Source organism: Pseudomonas sp. WS 5059 (genome assembly GCF_012985525.1).
GTDB lineage: Bacteria > Pseudomonadota > Gammaproteobacteria > Pseudomonadales > Pseudomonadaceae > Aquipseudomonas.
In genome coordinates this window covers 509,668-525,517 of the sequence record NZ_JAAQWO010000003.1, presented here as the reverse complement: position 1 = coordinate 525,517, position 15,850 = coordinate 509,668, and the positions used below count along the sequence as shown (strand labels likewise).

The following is a 15,850-nucleotide window of genomic DNA, read 5'->3' as shown; positions in this document are numbered from 1 at the left end:
GACACATCCAAGGCAGCCATCGCCGGCAAGCCGGATCCTACAAAGGGTCGATCAGCCCACCAACCCGCGCATGATCAAAAACAACAACGAAGGCCCCAACAAACACCCCAGCGCCGTATAAAACGCCGCCGTCAGGCAGCCATAAGGCACCAGCTTCGGATCAGTCGCCGCCAGCCCACCGGCCACGCCGCTGGAGGTGCCCATCAGCCCGCCGAAGATCACCGCACTGCGCGGGCTGTTCAGGCCAATCAGCGGGGCGACGAACGGGGTCATCACCATCACCAGAATGGCCTTGATCAACCCCGCCGCGATGGACAGCGCCATCACCTCGGAACTGGCGCCAATCGCCGCCCCGGTCACCGGCCCGACGATGTAGGTCACGGCCCCGGCGCCGATGGTGGTCAGGCTCACCGCATCGGTATAACCAAACGCCATGGCCACTCCGACGCCTGCGATAAACGACGAACCAACGCCGACAAACAACGCCAGCACCCCCACATATCCAGCACGCTTGAGCTCATCGACGCTCACCCCAAACGCGGTGGCCACGATGGCAAAGTCCCGCAGCATCGCCCCGCCCAGCAGGCCGATGCCCGACAGCAACGGGATATCCACCACGCCCTTGGCCCCGCCGGTAAACGCACCACCCACATAGGACAGCACCAGCCCCAGCAGGATCGCGATGGCCGAACCATGCAGGCGGCCTTTGGTGAAGGTGTCGCTGATCCAGTAGGACACCCACATGGTCAGGCCGATCACCGCAAAACCGCTGATCAGGCCGTAGCCGGTGATGACTTTCATCAAGGATTCGTACATGGCGCTCACCCTGCCGACTTGGGAGTGACAACCGCTTCCGGCTCACGCTTGCCGATGCGCACCAGCACCGGCACCAGGGCAAATGCCACCACCACCGCGCTGGTGCCGGCGAGGATCGCCATCGGGCCGCCACTGATCGCGCCATACACGTTTTGCTGGGCCGCCATGGCCACCACAATGGGAATGTACACCGCCGCCCAGAAGCTCACGCCCTGCTCGGATTTGCCGGTAAACAGGCCACGCTTGGCGAGGTAACTGCCCAGGCCGATCAGCAGCAACATCGCGATCCCCACCCCGCCGACGTTGGCCGGGATGCCCATCCATTTGCCCAATAGCTCGCCGACGAACAGGCCCGCCAGGGTACACAGGGCCAGAAACGCCACACCGTAAATAATCATGCTGGTAGTCCTCTTGATGCTTGATCGAAATTGTTGTTTTTGTGCTTCGAAAGCCAAGCTCACGCTTTATCGGTGGTGGCGGCCCTCCTGTTCCAGCAAGGCCTGCAAGGTATCCAGGCGCGCACCTTCGAAGGCAATCACGGTGCCTTGCTCAAACACCCGCCGCGCAAGGCCGGTGAGGACTGTGCCCGGAGGCAGCTCGATGTGCAGGCGCACGCCGCGCTCATAGGCGCTTTGCACGGTGCCGCGCCAATCGACGAGGCGGCACATGTTGAACGCCAGGTCGTCGCGCAACTGCGCCGGATCGCGGATCGGCCGCGCCCGGCTGCTGCTCAGGTAAGTGATGGCCGGCGCCTTGAGCGCGACCTTGGCAAACGCTTCAGCGAGGGCCTGGGCCGGTTGCTCCAGCAGTGCGCAATGGGACGGCACGCTGACGGCCAGGCGCTTGGCCACGCCCTGGCCTTTGACGCGGTTGGCCACCCGTTGCATGGCGGCATCGCTGCCGGCGATCACGCACTGGTTATCGGCATTGATATTGGCCAGGTACACCGGGGTTTGCGCGCTGTGGATCTCGGCGAGCACGCTTTCGACGGTGGATAACTCCAGGCCGATCAGCGCTGTCATGCCGTAGCCCTGTGGATAAGCGTGCTGCATCAGTTCACCGCGCAGGCTGACCAGCCGCAGCGCATCGGCAAACGCCAGGGCCCCGGCGATCACTGCCGCCGGATAAGCGCCGATGGACAGGCCCGCCACATAGTCCGGTGTGTGTTGCAACTCACGGGCATGGGCCACGCCGGCGATCAGCAGGCACAGTTGCACGGCGCGGGTGCTGGCCAGGGCCTGCGCCGAATCGAGCTGGCGCACCTCTTGTCCCAAGGTATCGCTGGCTTCATCGAGGACATTGGCAGGCAATTGCTGGAGCATGCCCGGGCGTTGGGCACCCTGCCCCGGAAACACCAGGAGGCTGCTCATGCCACGGCCTGCCAAGGGTCGATCACCAGATGCGCACCGCTGGCGTTTTTCAGCAGCACCCGCAGCGATGGGCCGGCCCATTCGCGCAAGGCCACCGCGCCATAAGGGGTTTGCAATTGCAGGTCCACGGCACACGGTGCGGTGTCCAGAATCGCCAGCAGCGCCTCGGCATCACCGCGATCAAGCCGCTCGGGCGCGCGCAGCAGCAAATCCAGATCGCTCTGGGCATGCAGTGCCTCAATGCCCGTGGCCAACTCGAAACCCGCGCTGCCCGTCACACCCCAAACCTCTTGCGCCAGCACCGGCCGCAGTTGATCGAGGGCGCGCAACGCCGGTAAATCCCGCGGCGAGATCACCCCGCACAGGGCCTCGGGTGTCACTCGCCGTTGCACAGCCGCCACGGGCATCACGGCCGCAAAACGCTGCTCACGCACACGTCCACGCACACCCACCGCCACATAGCCCGGTTCGGCCAGCGCCCGGCGCACCACCACTGGCTGCCCCGCCCCGATCACCGCCAGTACCCAGGCCGGTGCGTCAGCGGGTACGTGCGCCGGGGCCATGCCCCAGAGCAAGTCGTGGGCGTTCACCATTGTTCCCGCAACAGCTGGCGTACATGGCTGGACGCGGCACGATTGACGGCGCCCAGGCGCCCGCGTAAATCGCGCACGCCGCTGTTCTGCACATCCTTGATCGCCTGCACCAGGCAATCCCTGACCCGCGCCAGGTCGTCGGCGGTCGGTTGTTCGATCTGGCTGACCGTGAGGGTTTCCCAGAGCAAGCCGAGGCTGGCATAGCTGTCGATGTCATAGGCCATGGGCGGCACGCTGGCGGCCAGGGCTTCGAGTTCTTCGACGCTGCGCAAGGTGACCCGCGCCGCCGAGGCCTTGCCCATGGCGTGCACCATCACCCCAGGGTCGCGCAGGGCAATCAGGCGGTTGGCCTGGTAGCCATGGGCGAGAAACGCCCCGGACATGGCCTTGCCCACCAGCAACCCGATCACCGGGTGCCCGGCCAAACGGGCGCGGGCATAACTGTCCGCCGCCGCCGCCAGGGCCTGATGAATGCCCAGGGCTTCTTCGCGACGGCCATAGGCCTGGCTCGGCACGTCGACAATAGCCACAATCGGGCGTTGATCGCCGCGGGCGATGGCTTCATCCACCGCCTTGGCCAGGCCCCAGCCTTCCAGCAACCCAACCTCACCTTGGCGGGCGCGGGGGAAGCGGTTGGCAGCATCGGGCACCACCGCGATAAACCGCACGGCCTGCTCGCCGAGCACGCCATCAGCAACTTTCAACGAAGCCGGCAAACCCGCCACCGGCGCTGCATCCGCGCGCAATGCGTTGAACCAGTGCAAGCCTCTCATGAGCGTTCTCCCTGATACAGGTCACGAACCGTGGCCGGCTCGATCTGCGGTTCGGCGTCCAGCGCAGCCAGGCGCGCCAGGTAATAGTCGGCCTGGCGGCTGCGTTGCGAGGCCGGCAAACCTTGCTGCAACAGTTCACTGATCTGCTGGCGGATCTGCGCCACATCGTCCGCCACATAACGGTCGGCCAGGCCGCTGTTGAAGCGCTGCTCGCCGCCGGTCAGGCTCCAGATGAAGGGCCGGTCACGGGAGTCGTATTCTTCAAGGCCGGCTTCCTGTTCGATCACTTGCGGGCCGTTCAAGCCCAGGCGCGCTTCACGGGTCACCACCAGGTAGCTGCAAAGGCCAGCGGCAATGGACATGCCGCCAAAACAGCCAACGCTGCCGGCCACTACGCCGATCACCGGTTGGTACTGGCGCAGGTCGACAATCGCCGCGTGGATATCGGCAATCGCCGCCAGCCCGAGGTTGGCCTCCTGCAGGCGCACGCCGCCGGTTTCCAGCAGCAGCACCGCACGCGTCGGGATGCCGTTGCGGTTGTCCTCGGCGGCCAGTTCCAGGGCACCGGCGATTTTTGCGCCACCCACTTCACCGAGGCTGCCGCCCTGGAAATTACCTTCGATGGCGGCGATCACCAGTGGCAGGCCATCGAGGGTGCCCTTGGCAATCACCACCCCATCGTCAGCCTGCGGCACCACGCCCTGGCGGCTCAACCACGGCGACATCACGCGCTGGAACGGGTCGATCAATTCACGGTAGCTGCCGGCATCGAGCAAGGCCTTGGCCCGCTGGCGGGCGCCGAGTTCGACGAAGCTGTGCCGGTTGAGTAAATCAGTCATGGCCAAGCTCCTCGAAACCTTGCTCCAGGCGCAAACGCACCACGCCGGGGGTGGCGCCAAAATCGTGGATCTGAATGTTCAGCGCCGGTGGGGTCTGCTCCTGGAAAATCCGCTGGAACAGGTGCTGCCAACGCTGCTCGGCGCCGTTGACCGAGGTTTGCACCTGGATGCTCAAGGTGCCCGCCGTGCCCGGTTCCAGCAGCACTTCAAGGTCGCCGGAACCGACGCAGCCCACCAGCGCGCGGCCTTTGGGCGGCTGCCCGGCGGGGAATTCAAAGGATAGGGTTTCCATCAAAACGCTCCGTCGCAAGACTCGATGCGGTCGATAAACAGGCAGGCGGCCAACAGGTCGGCGGCGCCACCGGGGGAGGCATTCAGGGCCAGCAGTTGCTGGTCCAGCTCATTGAGGCGACGCCGCCCGGCCAGGCTCGCGCTGCCGCCCGCATCCAGCACGGCCTGGGCGCCCCGTTGCATTGCCTGCAAGCCATCGGTGCCGGCGCGGTAGAGCACGCAGGTGTCGGCCAGTTGGGTCATGATCGCCAGCAGCGCATCGAGGCGCGCGTTCTGCTCGCCGTGTTGTTGCAAACGGCTTGCGTGCAGTTGCGGCAGGCCCCGTTGCAGCACTGCGGGGAAGCCCAGTTGCGCTTCTTCGCGGGCGCCACGTACGCCATAGCGCTGCGCGACTTGCGCGCCATGGCTCAGCGGTTGCGGTGCAAAACGGTCATGGAGCAGGGCCAGGCGCGCAGCCCTTAAAGTCAGCGCATTGGCCGTGCGCGAGGCAGGTGCCAGCGCGGCGGCGGCCACCAGCAGGCCAAGAGCCCAGATCGCGCCACGGTGGGTATTCACGCCCTGGGTGGTGGCGAGCATCGCCTGTTCGCCTTCGCGGCCGATCCGGCCGAGGGCTTCGCGCAGCGGCAGGCCGATCTCGCCCAGGGCAATCGCCGCTTCGGCCATTTCCTTGAAGGCCGGCCACAAGGACAGCGCCGACGCGTGCATCAGGCCCAGGTGCAAATCGTGATGGGCGCCATTGCCGCGCCGATCCACCAGCGCCGGCTTGGGCGACAGGTCCGCTTCGTCGATCAGTGCATCGACCGCCAGGTCCGCCAGTTGCTCGGCCAGGGTCAGTGTGTGCAATTTGAGTGCGTGCATTTACCAGCTCCTGAACTTGGCGGGCGGGTTGTACAGGCCACCGGACCAGTCCACCAAGTCGGCCACGCTTTTGGCCGCCAGCAGTTCGCGGGTGGCGTCGGTGCGGCGGATGCCGAGGTCTTCGGGCAAGGCGATCAGGCCTTCGCGGCGCATGCGCGCGGTGTCCTTGGGGTTGTGGCGCAGGCCGATGGCGGTCACCCCGGCGACCGCCGCGATCATCGCCTGGCGCTCTTCCAGGGAGCGCGCCTTGTACAGGTAGGCGATGCCTTCTTCGGTGAGCAAGTGGGTCACGTCGTCGCCGTAGATCATGATCGGCGCCAGGGGCATGCCGCTTTTGCGCGCCACTTCCACTGCGTCGAGGGTGTCGACGAAGGTCGGTTTGCCGCCCTCCTGGAAGGTCTCGACCATCTGCACCACCAGCTTTTTGCCGCGCTCCAGCAAGGCTTCGGGGGCATCGTCGTGGCGCATATCGAGCCAGGCCGGGGTGCCGTGGCGGCGCCCGCGTGGGTCGTGACCCATGTTCGGCGCGCCGCCAAACCCGGCGAGCCGGCCTCGGGTCACGGTGGACGAATGGCCGTCACCATCCACCTGCAAAGTGGCGCCGATAAACAGGTCCACCGCGTATTGCCCCGCCAGTTGGCAGAACATCCGGTTGGAGCGCAACGAGCCGTCGCGACCGGTGAAGAACACATCCGGGCGCGCGGCGATGTAGTTTTCCATGCCCAGTTCGGTGCCGAAACAATGCACGCTTTCAACCCAGCCGCTTTCGATGGCGGGGATCAACGTGGGGTGCGGGTTGAGGGTCCAGTTGCGGCAGATCTTGCCTTTAAGGCCCAGGGACTCACCGTAGGTCGGCAGGATCAGTTCAATCGCGGCGGTATTGAAACCAATGCCATGGTTCAGCGACTGCACGTTGTGTTTTTCGTAGATGCCACGGATCGCCATCATCGCCATCAGCACATGCACCGGCTTGATATGCCGGGGGTCGCGGGTGAACAGCGGTTCGATATAGAAGGGCTTGTCGGCCACCACCACGAAATCCACCCAACTGGCCGGGATGTCCACGCGGGGCAAGTCGCTGACGTCGTCCACCAACTGGTTGACCTGCACGATGACGATGCCATCGCTGAACGCCGCCGGCTCGATCAGCGCCGGGGTGTCTTCGGTGCTGGGGCCGGTGTAGATATTGCCGGCGCGATCGGCCATGAAGCCTGCGGACAGCACCACGTTGGGGATCAGGTCTACGACCAGTCGCGCATAGAGTTCGATGTAGGTGTGGATCGCGCCGACTTCCAGCAGGCCGTCTTCAAGGAGCTGGCTGATGCGCAGGGATTGGGTGCCGGCAAACGAGAAATCGAGCTTGCGGGCGATACCCTTTTCAAACAGGTCCAGGTGCTCGGAGCGCCCGACGCTGGGCATGATCATGTGCAAATCGTGGAGCACGGCCGGGTCGGCCTTGGCCAGGGAGCGCGAGAGAAAGTCGGCCTGCTTCTGGTTATTGCCTTCCAGCACCACGCGGTCGCCGGGCAGGATCAGGGCTTGCAGGGCCTCGACGATCCTGTCGCTGGGCAGCACCGCCCCGTCGGCAAACGCCTGGACCAGCCCGAGCCGCCGCTGCTTCTCGTCGCGGCGCCGCGTCCAGCGCGAGTCGGGGGTTATTGTTGTTGTCATGATCGCTCCACGGGTTCGCTGTCGTGGGGCTCACCATAGGAGTGAATCGGGGGGGTATCAATCAAGCTCGGCGGTGGATTGTTACGGTTGGAGTAATGGTCAGGAGCGCCGCCATTCCATGCGCTGGCGCCACACCGTCCAGCCCAAGCCAATGCCCGCCACGCCATGAAACCCCAGCACCGCCGCCAGGCTCCAGCTCACCAGCCCCCAAATCGCCTGCACGTACACGGGCAGCAGAAACAGCAACAGCCCAAACAACACGGCCACGCCCCATTGCTCCCACTTCATCAACCGACGCAGATAGGAGACGATCGCACAGCCTGAAGCCGCGCCCAGGAAAGCCAGCAACAGGCCGGTGACTTCATGCCCCGACACCACGGGCCAATCCAGGCGCCACAAGGGCAGGCAGAAAACAGTCAGCACCAGTGAACACATCAGGATAAACACGAACAGGTATTCAAAGACCGCCAGGCCCCAGCCACGAATGCTGGTGCGGGTCTGTTCAATTTCGGCCTTGCTCGGCCTTTTCGAAATGGCCACCCCAAGCAAGCACGAGCCCAAACCGCCGAGGCTCATGACCACCAGGTTGATCACAACACCCTTGATTTCTTTGCCTGTGGCGTTGAGCACGAGGGTTTCCAGGTACCCCAAGATAAACACCGCGCCCACCACCGAAATCCCGAAGCCAGCGAGCTTGCCGCGCCGTGTCGGAAAATTCATCGTCGCGCTGGCAGTGAACACCAACACCAGGAACCACAACAGCAAAGCACCGGTAAACGGGGTGAGGTTGTACAGCCAGGCAAATACGTCAAATAGCCACATTGTGTTGTTGCTTCCACCGAAAGACTCGTCGGGTTATCGGCGGGTTTACGTGGGGCTTTATCCGAGCAGGCATCAGTCCCAAAAAGGGAACGAACGGTCCCTTTTTGGGACTGATCAAGTTTTACGCAGCGGCCGCAGGCGATAGTTGCGCCAGCGCGCGCTCGACCAGCAGTTGGCCCAGTTCGGTCATTTGTTGGATGGCCAGGAGCACGCCGCGCTGGGCGCCGTTCAGCTCAAAGGCCAGGCCGCAGGCCAGGGCGTTGAGGGAGGCGAGGGTTTCGCTGGCGTTGACCAGCAGGGTTTCGGTGTTCTGGTGTGGGTTGACGGTGAAGATACTGGATGAGGTAGGCGGGTTGGGGGTGGGTTTGATCATGGTGAACATCTCCGATATGTGAAGGAGACTGACACCGCTTGCTTGCACGCAAATCGGGTGGCAGCTGTGCGCAGGTGTGCAAGACCGGGCATATCGGACCCCGGCAGACCCGAAGGTCTCCCACGCACAGCCGCCATAACAAACACAGCAGGCATAAAAAACGCCCGCTGAATGGCTATGGGCGTTGGTGCGCCGATATGTAACCGGACTTGCACGTCCGTGTCACCGTTTTTTGCGATGACCGACCAAGCCTAGGCGCGAAGGCGGCGAGCGACAAGTTCATGGGCGGCGCGAAAATGCGCGGGAAAAATCTGAAGGCATCATGCCGCATGATCATTCCTACAGATTTTTAGGGTTGTTGCTCGGATGGCACCTCTCTAGCCTTTGGAATTTGAATCATCTCACCAGCAGAACATTATGAAACAGGATCAACCAAAGGCATCAACGCGGGTCACGCGAAACGCTTGCGTCGTGTGCTGCTGATTCTGGATAGCGCAGGACACCCGGGCGAATTGAATCTCCCAGGATGGCGTTTTCATCGACTCAAAGGCGATCTGCTCGACTACTGCTCCGTCAGCATTAGCGGTAACTGGCGCATCATTTTTCGTATGCTTGATGATCACGTCGAACTGGTTGATTACCTTGACTACCATTGAACAGGGGCACGTACATGGGTATGCACAACCCGCCACATCCCGGCGAAATCCTGCTTGAGGATGTGATGCCCAGCTTGGGCATCACCATTACCGAAATGGCCCGGCGGCTCGGCTTTGCCAGGGAAACATTCTCCAGGATCCTGCATGGTCACGCGCCAGTCAGCCCAGACCTTGCCGTGAGGTTGGAGCGGGCAGGCATCAGCAAAGCGCGGTTATGGTTGTCGATGCAAAGTACCTACGATCTTTGGCAAGCAGAGCACCGTGAACAACCGGTCATTGAGCGTTTTGCGCAGATTAAGTAAGGTTTGGCGCCAAGCGCAATCCAATGTGGGAGCTGGCTTGCCTGCGATGCAGACGCTTCGGTGTGTCAGTTAAACCGAGGTGATGCTATCGCAGGCAAGCCAGCTCCCACACAAGCCAGCTCCCACATTGGGTCTTCAGAGGTGTTGATAACGGCTGTTCAGGCCAACCCAGCCTCGACCAGCAGCGCTTCCAACCCCATCAGGTCCGGCACTTTCGCCACATGCTCGCCGACCTGTACCGCCGCCAGTTCCAGCGGCGACAGGGGGACGTCCACATAACTCAGTTGGCTGTCGAGCTTGTACGAGCGGGGAATGCCCTGGATCACCAGCGCGATGAACTTCAAGGTCGGGCGCCCGCCTAGGGCGTTGAGCACGACGATCCGTGCGCGTTCGCTGACAACGCTGGTACCACCGCAGGCCGCTTCGAAGCTGATCAGGGGCAGTTGCTGGTCGCGCCAGGTCACTTGCCGCAGGTACCACGGCGGGGCGTCGCTGGCCGGTTCGCCGCGCTGGAAGTCGATCAGCTCGGCCACCGCCACGTTGGGCAGCAGCAGGTGGCGGTCGGCCAGGGGCAGCAGCAAGCCGGTGAGTTGGCTGGTGCGGTGGTCAAGCATGTTTCGGGCTCCAGTAGGCGATGCTTTCGAGCAACACCGACTCTTGATAGGGCTTGCCAAGGTAGTCGTTGACGCCAATCGCCATGGCCCGATCGCGGTGTTTCTGGCCGGTGCGCGAGGTGATCATGATGATCGGCAGGCGCGCGAGCCGTGGATCGTTGCGCACCTGGATCGCCACTTCGAAGCCATCCATGCGCGGCATTTCGATGTCCAGCAACATCAGGTCCGGGGTGTGTTCTTCGAGCAGGGCGATGGCGTCGATGCCGTCCTTGGCAGTCAGTACGTTCATGCCGTTGCGCTCGAGCAGGCGGCTGGTGACTTTGCGTACGGTCACCGAGTCGTCTACCACCAGCACCAGCAATCGCTGTTTTTTCTGCGGCTCGTTGACCGCCAATGCCGTGTCCGCCGCCTGGGCCGGCAAGGCCGGGGCCAGGGCGCGGATATGTGCCAGCAGGTCGATGATCAACACCACCCGGCCATCGCCGAGGATGGTCGCCCCGGACAGCCCCTGCACCGCCGCAAACTGCGGGCCCAGGCCCTTGACCACGATTTCCCGGGTGCCGGCCATGTCGTCCACCTGCACCGCAATATATCGCTCGTTGCATTGCATCAGCAGCACCGGCAGCGGCTGGCTTTGCCCCAGTAGCTTGGGCCGGGCCACGGTGTGCAGCAGCTCGCCCAGGTAATACAGCTCATAGCGCTGGCCGGCGTATTGATACACCGGCGGGTCCAGTTGGTAGTGCCCTTCCAGCTCATTGGGCAACACGCGCACCAGGCCCTGGATGGTGTTCAGCGGGATCGCGTACTGGTCTTCCGCGCACTGCACCATCAACGCCCGGTTGACCGACACGGTGAACGGCAGGCGAATGCGAAAATGCACGCCCTGCCCCGGCGTAGAGTCGATCACCATGCTCCCGCCGAGTTGGCGCACTTCTTCATGCACCACGTCCATGCCCACGCCGCGCCCGGAAATCTGGGTGATTTTTTCGGCGGTGGAAAAGCCCGGCTGCAAGATGAACTGCAACACATCGCGATCGCTGATCTCCATCTCCGGGTCCAGCAGGCCACGCTTGATCGCCTTGCGCCGCACCGCATCCAGCGGCACGCCAGCGCCGTCGTCGCGCATGTCGAAGATGATGTCGCCACCTTCGTGGCTCAGGTCCAGAGTGATCCGGCCCTTCTGCGGCTTGCCCGCCAGCAGCCGTGCATCCCGCGATTCCAGGCCATGGTCGACGGCGTTGCGCAGCATATGCTCCAGGGGCGCGGCCATGCGCTCCAGCACGTTGCGGTCCATCTCGCCCTCGGCATTGCCGACCACGAATTCCACGTCCTTGCCCAGCTCGCCGGCCACTTGCCGCACGATACGCTTGAGGCGCGGCAGCATGCGCTCGAACGGCACCATGCGCGTGCGCATCAGGCCTTCTTGCAGCTCGGTGTTGATCCGCGCCTGTTGCTGCAACAGGTTCTGCGCGTCCTGGTTACGCTGGTCGAGGGTTTCCTTGAGGTCCAAAAGGTCCGAGGCCGACTCGGACAACGCGCGGGACAGCTGTTGCAACTGGGAATGGCGATCCATTTCCAGTGGATCGAATTCTTCGTAGCCCAGGCGCTCGGTCTCGGCGTGCTGGCGGCTGAGGATACGGCCCTGGGTCTCGGTATCGAGGCGGCGCAGTTGGTCACGCATGCGCTCGATGGTGGTTTCCACCTCACTGAGGGCGGCGCGGGCGTCGTTGACCTGCTGCTCGATGCGCCCACGGAAAATCGAGGTTTCGCCGGCGAGGTTGACCAGGTCATCCAGCAGCTCGGCAGAGATTTTCACCATGTCCGCGCCCGGCTCGCTAGCGGCCGGGGCTTCGGGTTTGCTGGCGGCCATGGCGACCGGTGCGGCCTGGTCTTCGCTGGGCTGGACCAGGCTTTTGATGCGCTCGATCAGGCGCTCCACCGAACCGACCGGCAACCCCGCCGCCACTGCCTCGACCATCTGCGCCAGGCGGTCATGGCAGCCCTGCAGCAGCGCAAACAGCTCGCTGGTGGGCGCCAGCAAGCCCGCCGACAGGCCTTCGTAGAGAAACTCCAGTTCGTGGGCCAGGTCGCCAATCGGGCCGATCTCGACCATCCGCGCGCCGCCCTTGAGGGTGTGCAGGTCGCGTAGCAGGGTCTCGACTTCCTGGCGGCCCTGGGGCTCGGCCTGCCAGCGCGACAGTGCGGCGCCGGAGCTGTCGAGGATGTCGGCCGCTTCCTCCAGAAAGATGTCCAGCAGCTCCGGATCACTGCCGCCGCCCTGTGCATCGGGCGGTGTGGGTAGCGCCACCGGCGCGGCGTTCTGGCGCACCTCGCGCAAGCGGCCAATCAGGGCGCTGGAATCACTCAAGGGTCGCTGCTCTTGCAACTGCTCCAGTTGCAAGGCCAGGTGTTCATGGCTGTCCATCAACACTTGCGCCATTTCAACGGAGTAGTTGTAGCGCCGGTCCACCAGGCCTTCGTAAAGGCTTTCCAACTCTTGGGCCAGATCGCCCACCGGGCCGATTTCGGCCATGCGCGCACCGCCGCGCAGGGTGTGCAGGTCGCGTTGCAGGGACGACAGCGGCGCCACGCCGTCGGGGTCCAGCAGCCAGCGCTTGAGGGACTGCCCGGCGCTGTCGAGGATATCCACCGCTTCTTCAAGGAAGATCTCGACGATCTCATCGTCCACCGCCCAGTCCTGCTGCAACTGCGAGGTGGCCGCGCCCAGTTCGGCAATGCTCAAGGCGCGGCTGCCATCGGTTTTGATCAGGCCGGTGGCGCTGGGGTCGAGCCCTTCATCGAGTAACTCGCGCAAGGCTTTCATGCGCGCCGGCGCCGGGCTGACCTCCTGGCCGGCGGCCAGTTGGTCGAGCATGTTGATCAGGGCTTCATGGGCCTGTTCGGCCTCCTGGAAAAATCGCTCGCTGACCGCCAGGCTGCTTTCTTCCACCGCGCCATACAGGTCGAGCAAGGCTTCGCACAGTTCATCCATCGGATGCAGTTCGGCCAGGTGTGCGCCCTCGCCCAGGGTGGTCAGCTCGTCCAGCAACGCACTGAGCTCCTGGCGCTCGCCAGGGTGTTGTTGCCAGCGCCGCAGCAGGCTTTCGGCATCGAGCAGGATGTCCATGCCCTGGGCCAGGAAGTTGCTGATCAACTGTGGGTCGCGCTTGACCCGCAGGCCGGCGCTCGGCGCATTGAGGAAGGCTTCGAGCTGGCCGTCGAGGCGCGCCTGGGTGCGCTCGATCAACGATTGCGCACCGTCGATGGGCGCCAGGGGGTCACTGTCCAACTGGCGCAGGCCGCGCTGGAACAGGGCTTCGCCCTCCAGCAGCAAGTCGATTTCATCCAGGTCCAGGGCCAGGCGATGGGCCTTGTATTCGCGGGTCAGGTGGTCCAGCGGCCGCGCCAGCTCGGCGATGGGCAAGACGCCCGCCATGTAGGCACTGCCCTTGAGGGTATGCAGGGCACGTTGCAGCTCATCGCTGACAGGCAGCGGCATCTGCTCGGTGGCCTGGTGCAAAAACCGATTGAGGCTGTCCAGGTGACTCTGTGCTTCGTTGCGAAAGATCTCCAGCAGCAGTGGGTCGAGCGCGCTGTCATCCTGAGCCACGGCTGGCGGTAACGGCGCGCCACTGGCCAGGGCATGGGCGCGTGCGGCAAGGTGGTCGACATCATCGCGCTGGCGCTGGGTGTCGGCGGCGAACTCGGCGATCAAGGCCGGCAGCAGCACCAGCACGTCATCCAGCACGGCCTGGACCTCGGCGCCCGGCGCGACCACCCGCTCGAGCACGCGGTTCAGCAGGTTTTCCACGGCCCACGCCAACTCCGCCAACACCAGGGCACGCACCATGCGCCCGCTGCCCTTGAGGGTATGGAAGGCGCGGCGCATGTCGCTCAGGGCGGCTTTATCTTCAAGGCTGGCGGCACCTTGGGGCACCAGGCGCTGCAACACGTCCAGCACTTCGGCGGTTTCCTCCAGGAACACTTCGCGCAGTTCATCATCCACCGACTCTTCATCGGCTGGCGGCGGCAGCAGGCTGCCCGGGCGTTGCAGGGCCGGTGGGTTGAGACGTGGGGTCGGGCTGGCCAGGGCCTGCGCCAGGGTCTGGGAATCGACCGGCAATTCATCGTGCGGTGCCGAGGGTTCCTGGCGCCAGGCTTGCTGCGCGGGCACTGGCGCATAACCTAGCGCCGCGAGCCCTTCAAAAGCGATATCCAACACCCGCTCGCCCGGTGCATCCGGGTCCTGCAGCATGCGCTCCAGGTAGTGTTCCAGGCTGGTGAGCACATCGGCGCAATGCTCCAGCTGCGCCGCCGGCGGCGCGGTGTCATGGCCCATCCACTGTTCATCGACGTAAATCTTGAAGCCACGCACTAGGCTCGCCGCGCGCGGCAGCGGGATCATCGCCAGGGCGCCACGCACCTGGGTCAGCAGCTCTGGCAGGGACTCCAGGCGCTGTGTATCCCATTGCGCCTCAAGGCAGTCGATGACCAGCTCTCGCGCCTGCTTGAGGCACTGGCATGACTCCTTGATCACCAATTGGTGGATCTGGGTCAGGTCGGTGGTGGGCAGGCGGCTGTCTTCACGGTTTTGCGGTTCGACGGTGCCGACCATCCCCGCCAGGGTCGCTTCGACATAAAGCAGGGCCCCGGCGACATCCATCAACACCGCGTCGTTGGGCTCGCGCTGCCCCTGGGCCAGGCCCTGGACCACCGCCAATTGGTCGATGATCACTTTGCGCGGCTGGCCAAAGCCCAATACCGCCAGGGTATCGGCGATCTGCCGCAACGGCGCCAGCAGGCTGTCCAGGCCAGAGATGTGTTGGCGGTCGCTGCGCACGAACAGGTCCAGGCGCTCCTTGACCCGCACCAACTCCTCACACAACGCGCCGAGCACCGAGCCCATGGCGTTGCGGTCCGGCCCGGCCAGGCGCGCGCGCTCGGCATCGACCACGGTGCTGTCGGGCAAGGCTTCATCCAGGCCGTAGCGTTCCTTGAGGCTTTGCATGCGCGGCGTCGGTCGGGTGACTTTGGCGATGTAAAACAGCAGGCTCTTGAGCAGTTGGTCGGGCGCCGGGGTGTTGATCCCTTCGATGCCCTGGATTTGCAGGCGCTTGAGCACCTTGTCACAGCTCTTGAGCAGGCTGCGCAACGCCGGGCTATTGGCGATAACGCCGATGAGCATGCCTTCGGCCAGCGCCGAGGTGACTTGCCACAACGCCAGCAACGGCGCGCCGTGGCACAGCGCTTCCAGTTGCGCGAAGACCCGCGCCATGTCTTCCAGGTTGCTCGGGCCGTGGTCTTCACGCAGCAGCCCGGCCAAGCCCTGTTGCAGCATTTGCCGCCATTGCTGCAGTTGCTCGGCAAAATCGGCCGGCGCTCGTTGGGCCAGGGCATCATCGGGCAGCGGCGCGATCACCAGCAGTTGCGGGCTGAACAGGCTGGTTTCCGAGAGCAGGCTTTTGCCGTGCACGCTGCGCAGGTCGTTGAGCAGTGGCAACACCACCAGGGGCAGGTCGCGCCGCGCGCTGTGCACACGGTCCAGGTACAACGGCAGTTGGCCGAGGGCTTGCTGCAGCAGGCGAATGCCTTCTTCACGCTGGCTGACACGCCCGGCTTGCAGGGCCAGGGCCAGGTGCTCCATTTCTTCGGCGAGCAGTGCCGCGCCGTAGAACTCGACCATTTGCAGGGCACCGTGGACCTGGTGAATGCCCTCCAGGCACTGCGCCAGGGCTTGCTCGCTGGCGTCCTCGGCAAAGGCGTCCAGCGCCGCACGGGCCTGCTTCAGGGTGTCGGCGATCTCGCCCTTGACCCATTCGAGGGCGACGTAGTCGTGCCGGTCAACCATAACGACTCCCGTCTGAATGGGTGA

The 15,850-nt window shown here is 64.4% G+C and carries 15 protein-coding genes; 2 read left to right on the top strand and 13 right to left on the bottom strand.

The window, feature by feature from the left end:
* Positions 1-51: 51 nt before the first annotated feature.
* The 11 genes from madM to HBO12_RS11305 all read right to left on the bottom strand — a co-directional run bounded on the left by madM (position 52) and on the right by HBO12_RS11305 (position 8,406).
* Positions 52-816, bottom strand: coding sequence for a malonate transporter subunit MadM (madM, locus tag HBO12_RS11355; RefSeq protein WP_169953582.1), 765 nt, complete (start codon positions 814-816; stop codon positions 52-54).
* 5 nt (positions 817-821) lie between these two features.
* Complete coding sequence (gene madL / locus HBO12_RS11350) at positions 822-1,214, bottom strand: malonate transporter subunit MadL (RefSeq protein WP_169953580.1); 393 nt, start codon at positions 1,212-1,214, stop codon at positions 822-824.
* A gap of 66 nt (positions 1,215-1,280) precedes the next feature.
* Entirely contained in the window at positions 1,281-2,186 is a 906-nt protein-coding gene (gene mdcH / locus HBO12_RS11345; protein ID WP_170042162.1) for a malonate decarboxylase subunit epsilon, read from the bottom strand.
* Positions 2,183-2,779, bottom strand: a complete 597-nt coding sequence (locus HBO12_RS11340; protein ID WP_170042161.1) for a malonate decarboxylase holo-ACP synthase — start codon at positions 2,777-2,779, stop codon at positions 2,183-2,185. Before HBO12_RS11340 ends, mdcH begins: the two co-directional genes overlap by 4 nt.
* On the bottom strand, positions 2,773-3,552 hold the full coding sequence (mdcE, locus tag HBO12_RS11335) for a biotin-independent malonate decarboxylase subunit gamma (protein ID WP_170042160.1): 780 nt from the start codon (positions 3,550-3,552) through the stop codon (positions 2,773-2,775). Before mdcE ends, HBO12_RS11340 begins: the two co-directional genes overlap by 7 nt.
* Positions 3,549-4,391, bottom strand: coding sequence for a biotin-independent malonate decarboxylase subunit beta (locus HBO12_RS11330; RefSeq protein WP_169953572.1), 843 nt, complete (start codon positions 4,389-4,391; stop codon positions 3,549-3,551). The genes mdcE and HBO12_RS11330 overlap by 4 nt, the downstream gene beginning before the upstream one ends.
* Complete coding sequence (locus HBO12_RS11325) at positions 4,384-4,683, bottom strand: malonate decarboxylase subunit delta (protein ID WP_057960874.1); 300 nt, start codon at positions 4,681-4,683, stop codon at positions 4,384-4,386. Before HBO12_RS11325 ends, HBO12_RS11330 begins: the two co-directional genes overlap by 8 nt.
* Positions 4,683-5,540, bottom strand: a complete 858-nt coding sequence (locus HBO12_RS11320) for a triphosphoribosyl-dephospho-CoA synthase (RefSeq protein WP_169953570.1) — start codon at positions 5,538-5,540, stop codon at positions 4,683-4,685. The genes HBO12_RS11325 and HBO12_RS11320 overlap by 1 nt, the downstream gene beginning before the upstream one ends.
* Complete coding sequence (gene mdcA, locus HBO12_RS11315; RefSeq protein ID WP_115129199.1) at positions 5,541-7,211, bottom strand: malonate decarboxylase subunit alpha; 1,671 nt, start codon at positions 7,209-7,211, stop codon at positions 5,541-5,543. It lies immediately after the preceding gene.
* 99 nt (positions 7,212-7,310) lie between these two features.
* The gene (locus HBO12_RS11310; protein WP_170042159.1) at positions 7,311-8,033 is read right to left on the bottom strand and encodes a hypothetical protein; all 723 of its coding nucleotides are present in this window, start codon (positions 8,031-8,033) and stop codon (positions 7,311-7,313) included.
* A 121-nt stretch (positions 8,034-8,154) separates the two neighbouring features.
* Complete coding sequence (locus HBO12_RS11305) at positions 8,155-8,406, bottom strand: DUF6124 family protein (protein ID WP_170042158.1); 252 nt, start codon at positions 8,404-8,406, stop codon at positions 8,155-8,157.
* 395 nt (positions 8,407-8,801) lie between these two features.
* On the opposite strand from HBO12_RS11305, the gene HBO12_RS11300 reads away from it, so the two are divergent.
* Both HBO12_RS11300 and HBO12_RS11295 read left to right on the top strand, forming a co-directional pair.
* Positions 8,802-9,062 carry a type II toxin-antitoxin system RelE/ParE family toxin gene (locus HBO12_RS11300; RefSeq protein WP_169953841.1) on the top strand — a complete coding sequence of 87 codons (261 nt, stop codon included), beginning with the start codon at positions 8,802-8,804 and terminating at the stop codon, positions 9,060-9,062.
* 14 nt (positions 9,063-9,076) lie between these two features.
* Complete coding sequence (locus HBO12_RS11295; RefSeq protein WP_099168625.1) at positions 9,077-9,364, top strand: HigA family addiction module antitoxin; 288 nt, start codon at positions 9,077-9,079, stop codon at positions 9,362-9,364.
* A gap of 158 nt (positions 9,365-9,522) precedes the next feature.
* Here the strand turns inward: HBO12_RS11295 and HBO12_RS11290 are convergent, their stop codons facing one another.
* Together HBO12_RS11290 and HBO12_RS11285 are read right to left on the bottom strand one after the other, a co-directional pair.
* Complete coding sequence (locus HBO12_RS11290; RefSeq protein WP_169953565.1) at positions 9,523-9,978, bottom strand: chemotaxis protein CheW; 456 nt, start codon at positions 9,976-9,978, stop codon at positions 9,523-9,525.
* On the bottom strand, positions 9,971-15,826 hold the full coding sequence (locus HBO12_RS11285) for a hybrid sensor histidine kinase/response regulator (protein WP_170042157.1): 5,856 nt from the start codon (positions 15,824-15,826) through the stop codon (positions 9,971-9,973). The genes HBO12_RS11290 and HBO12_RS11285 overlap by 8 nt, the downstream gene beginning before the upstream one ends.
* Positions 15,827-15,850 lie beyond the last annotated feature (24 nt).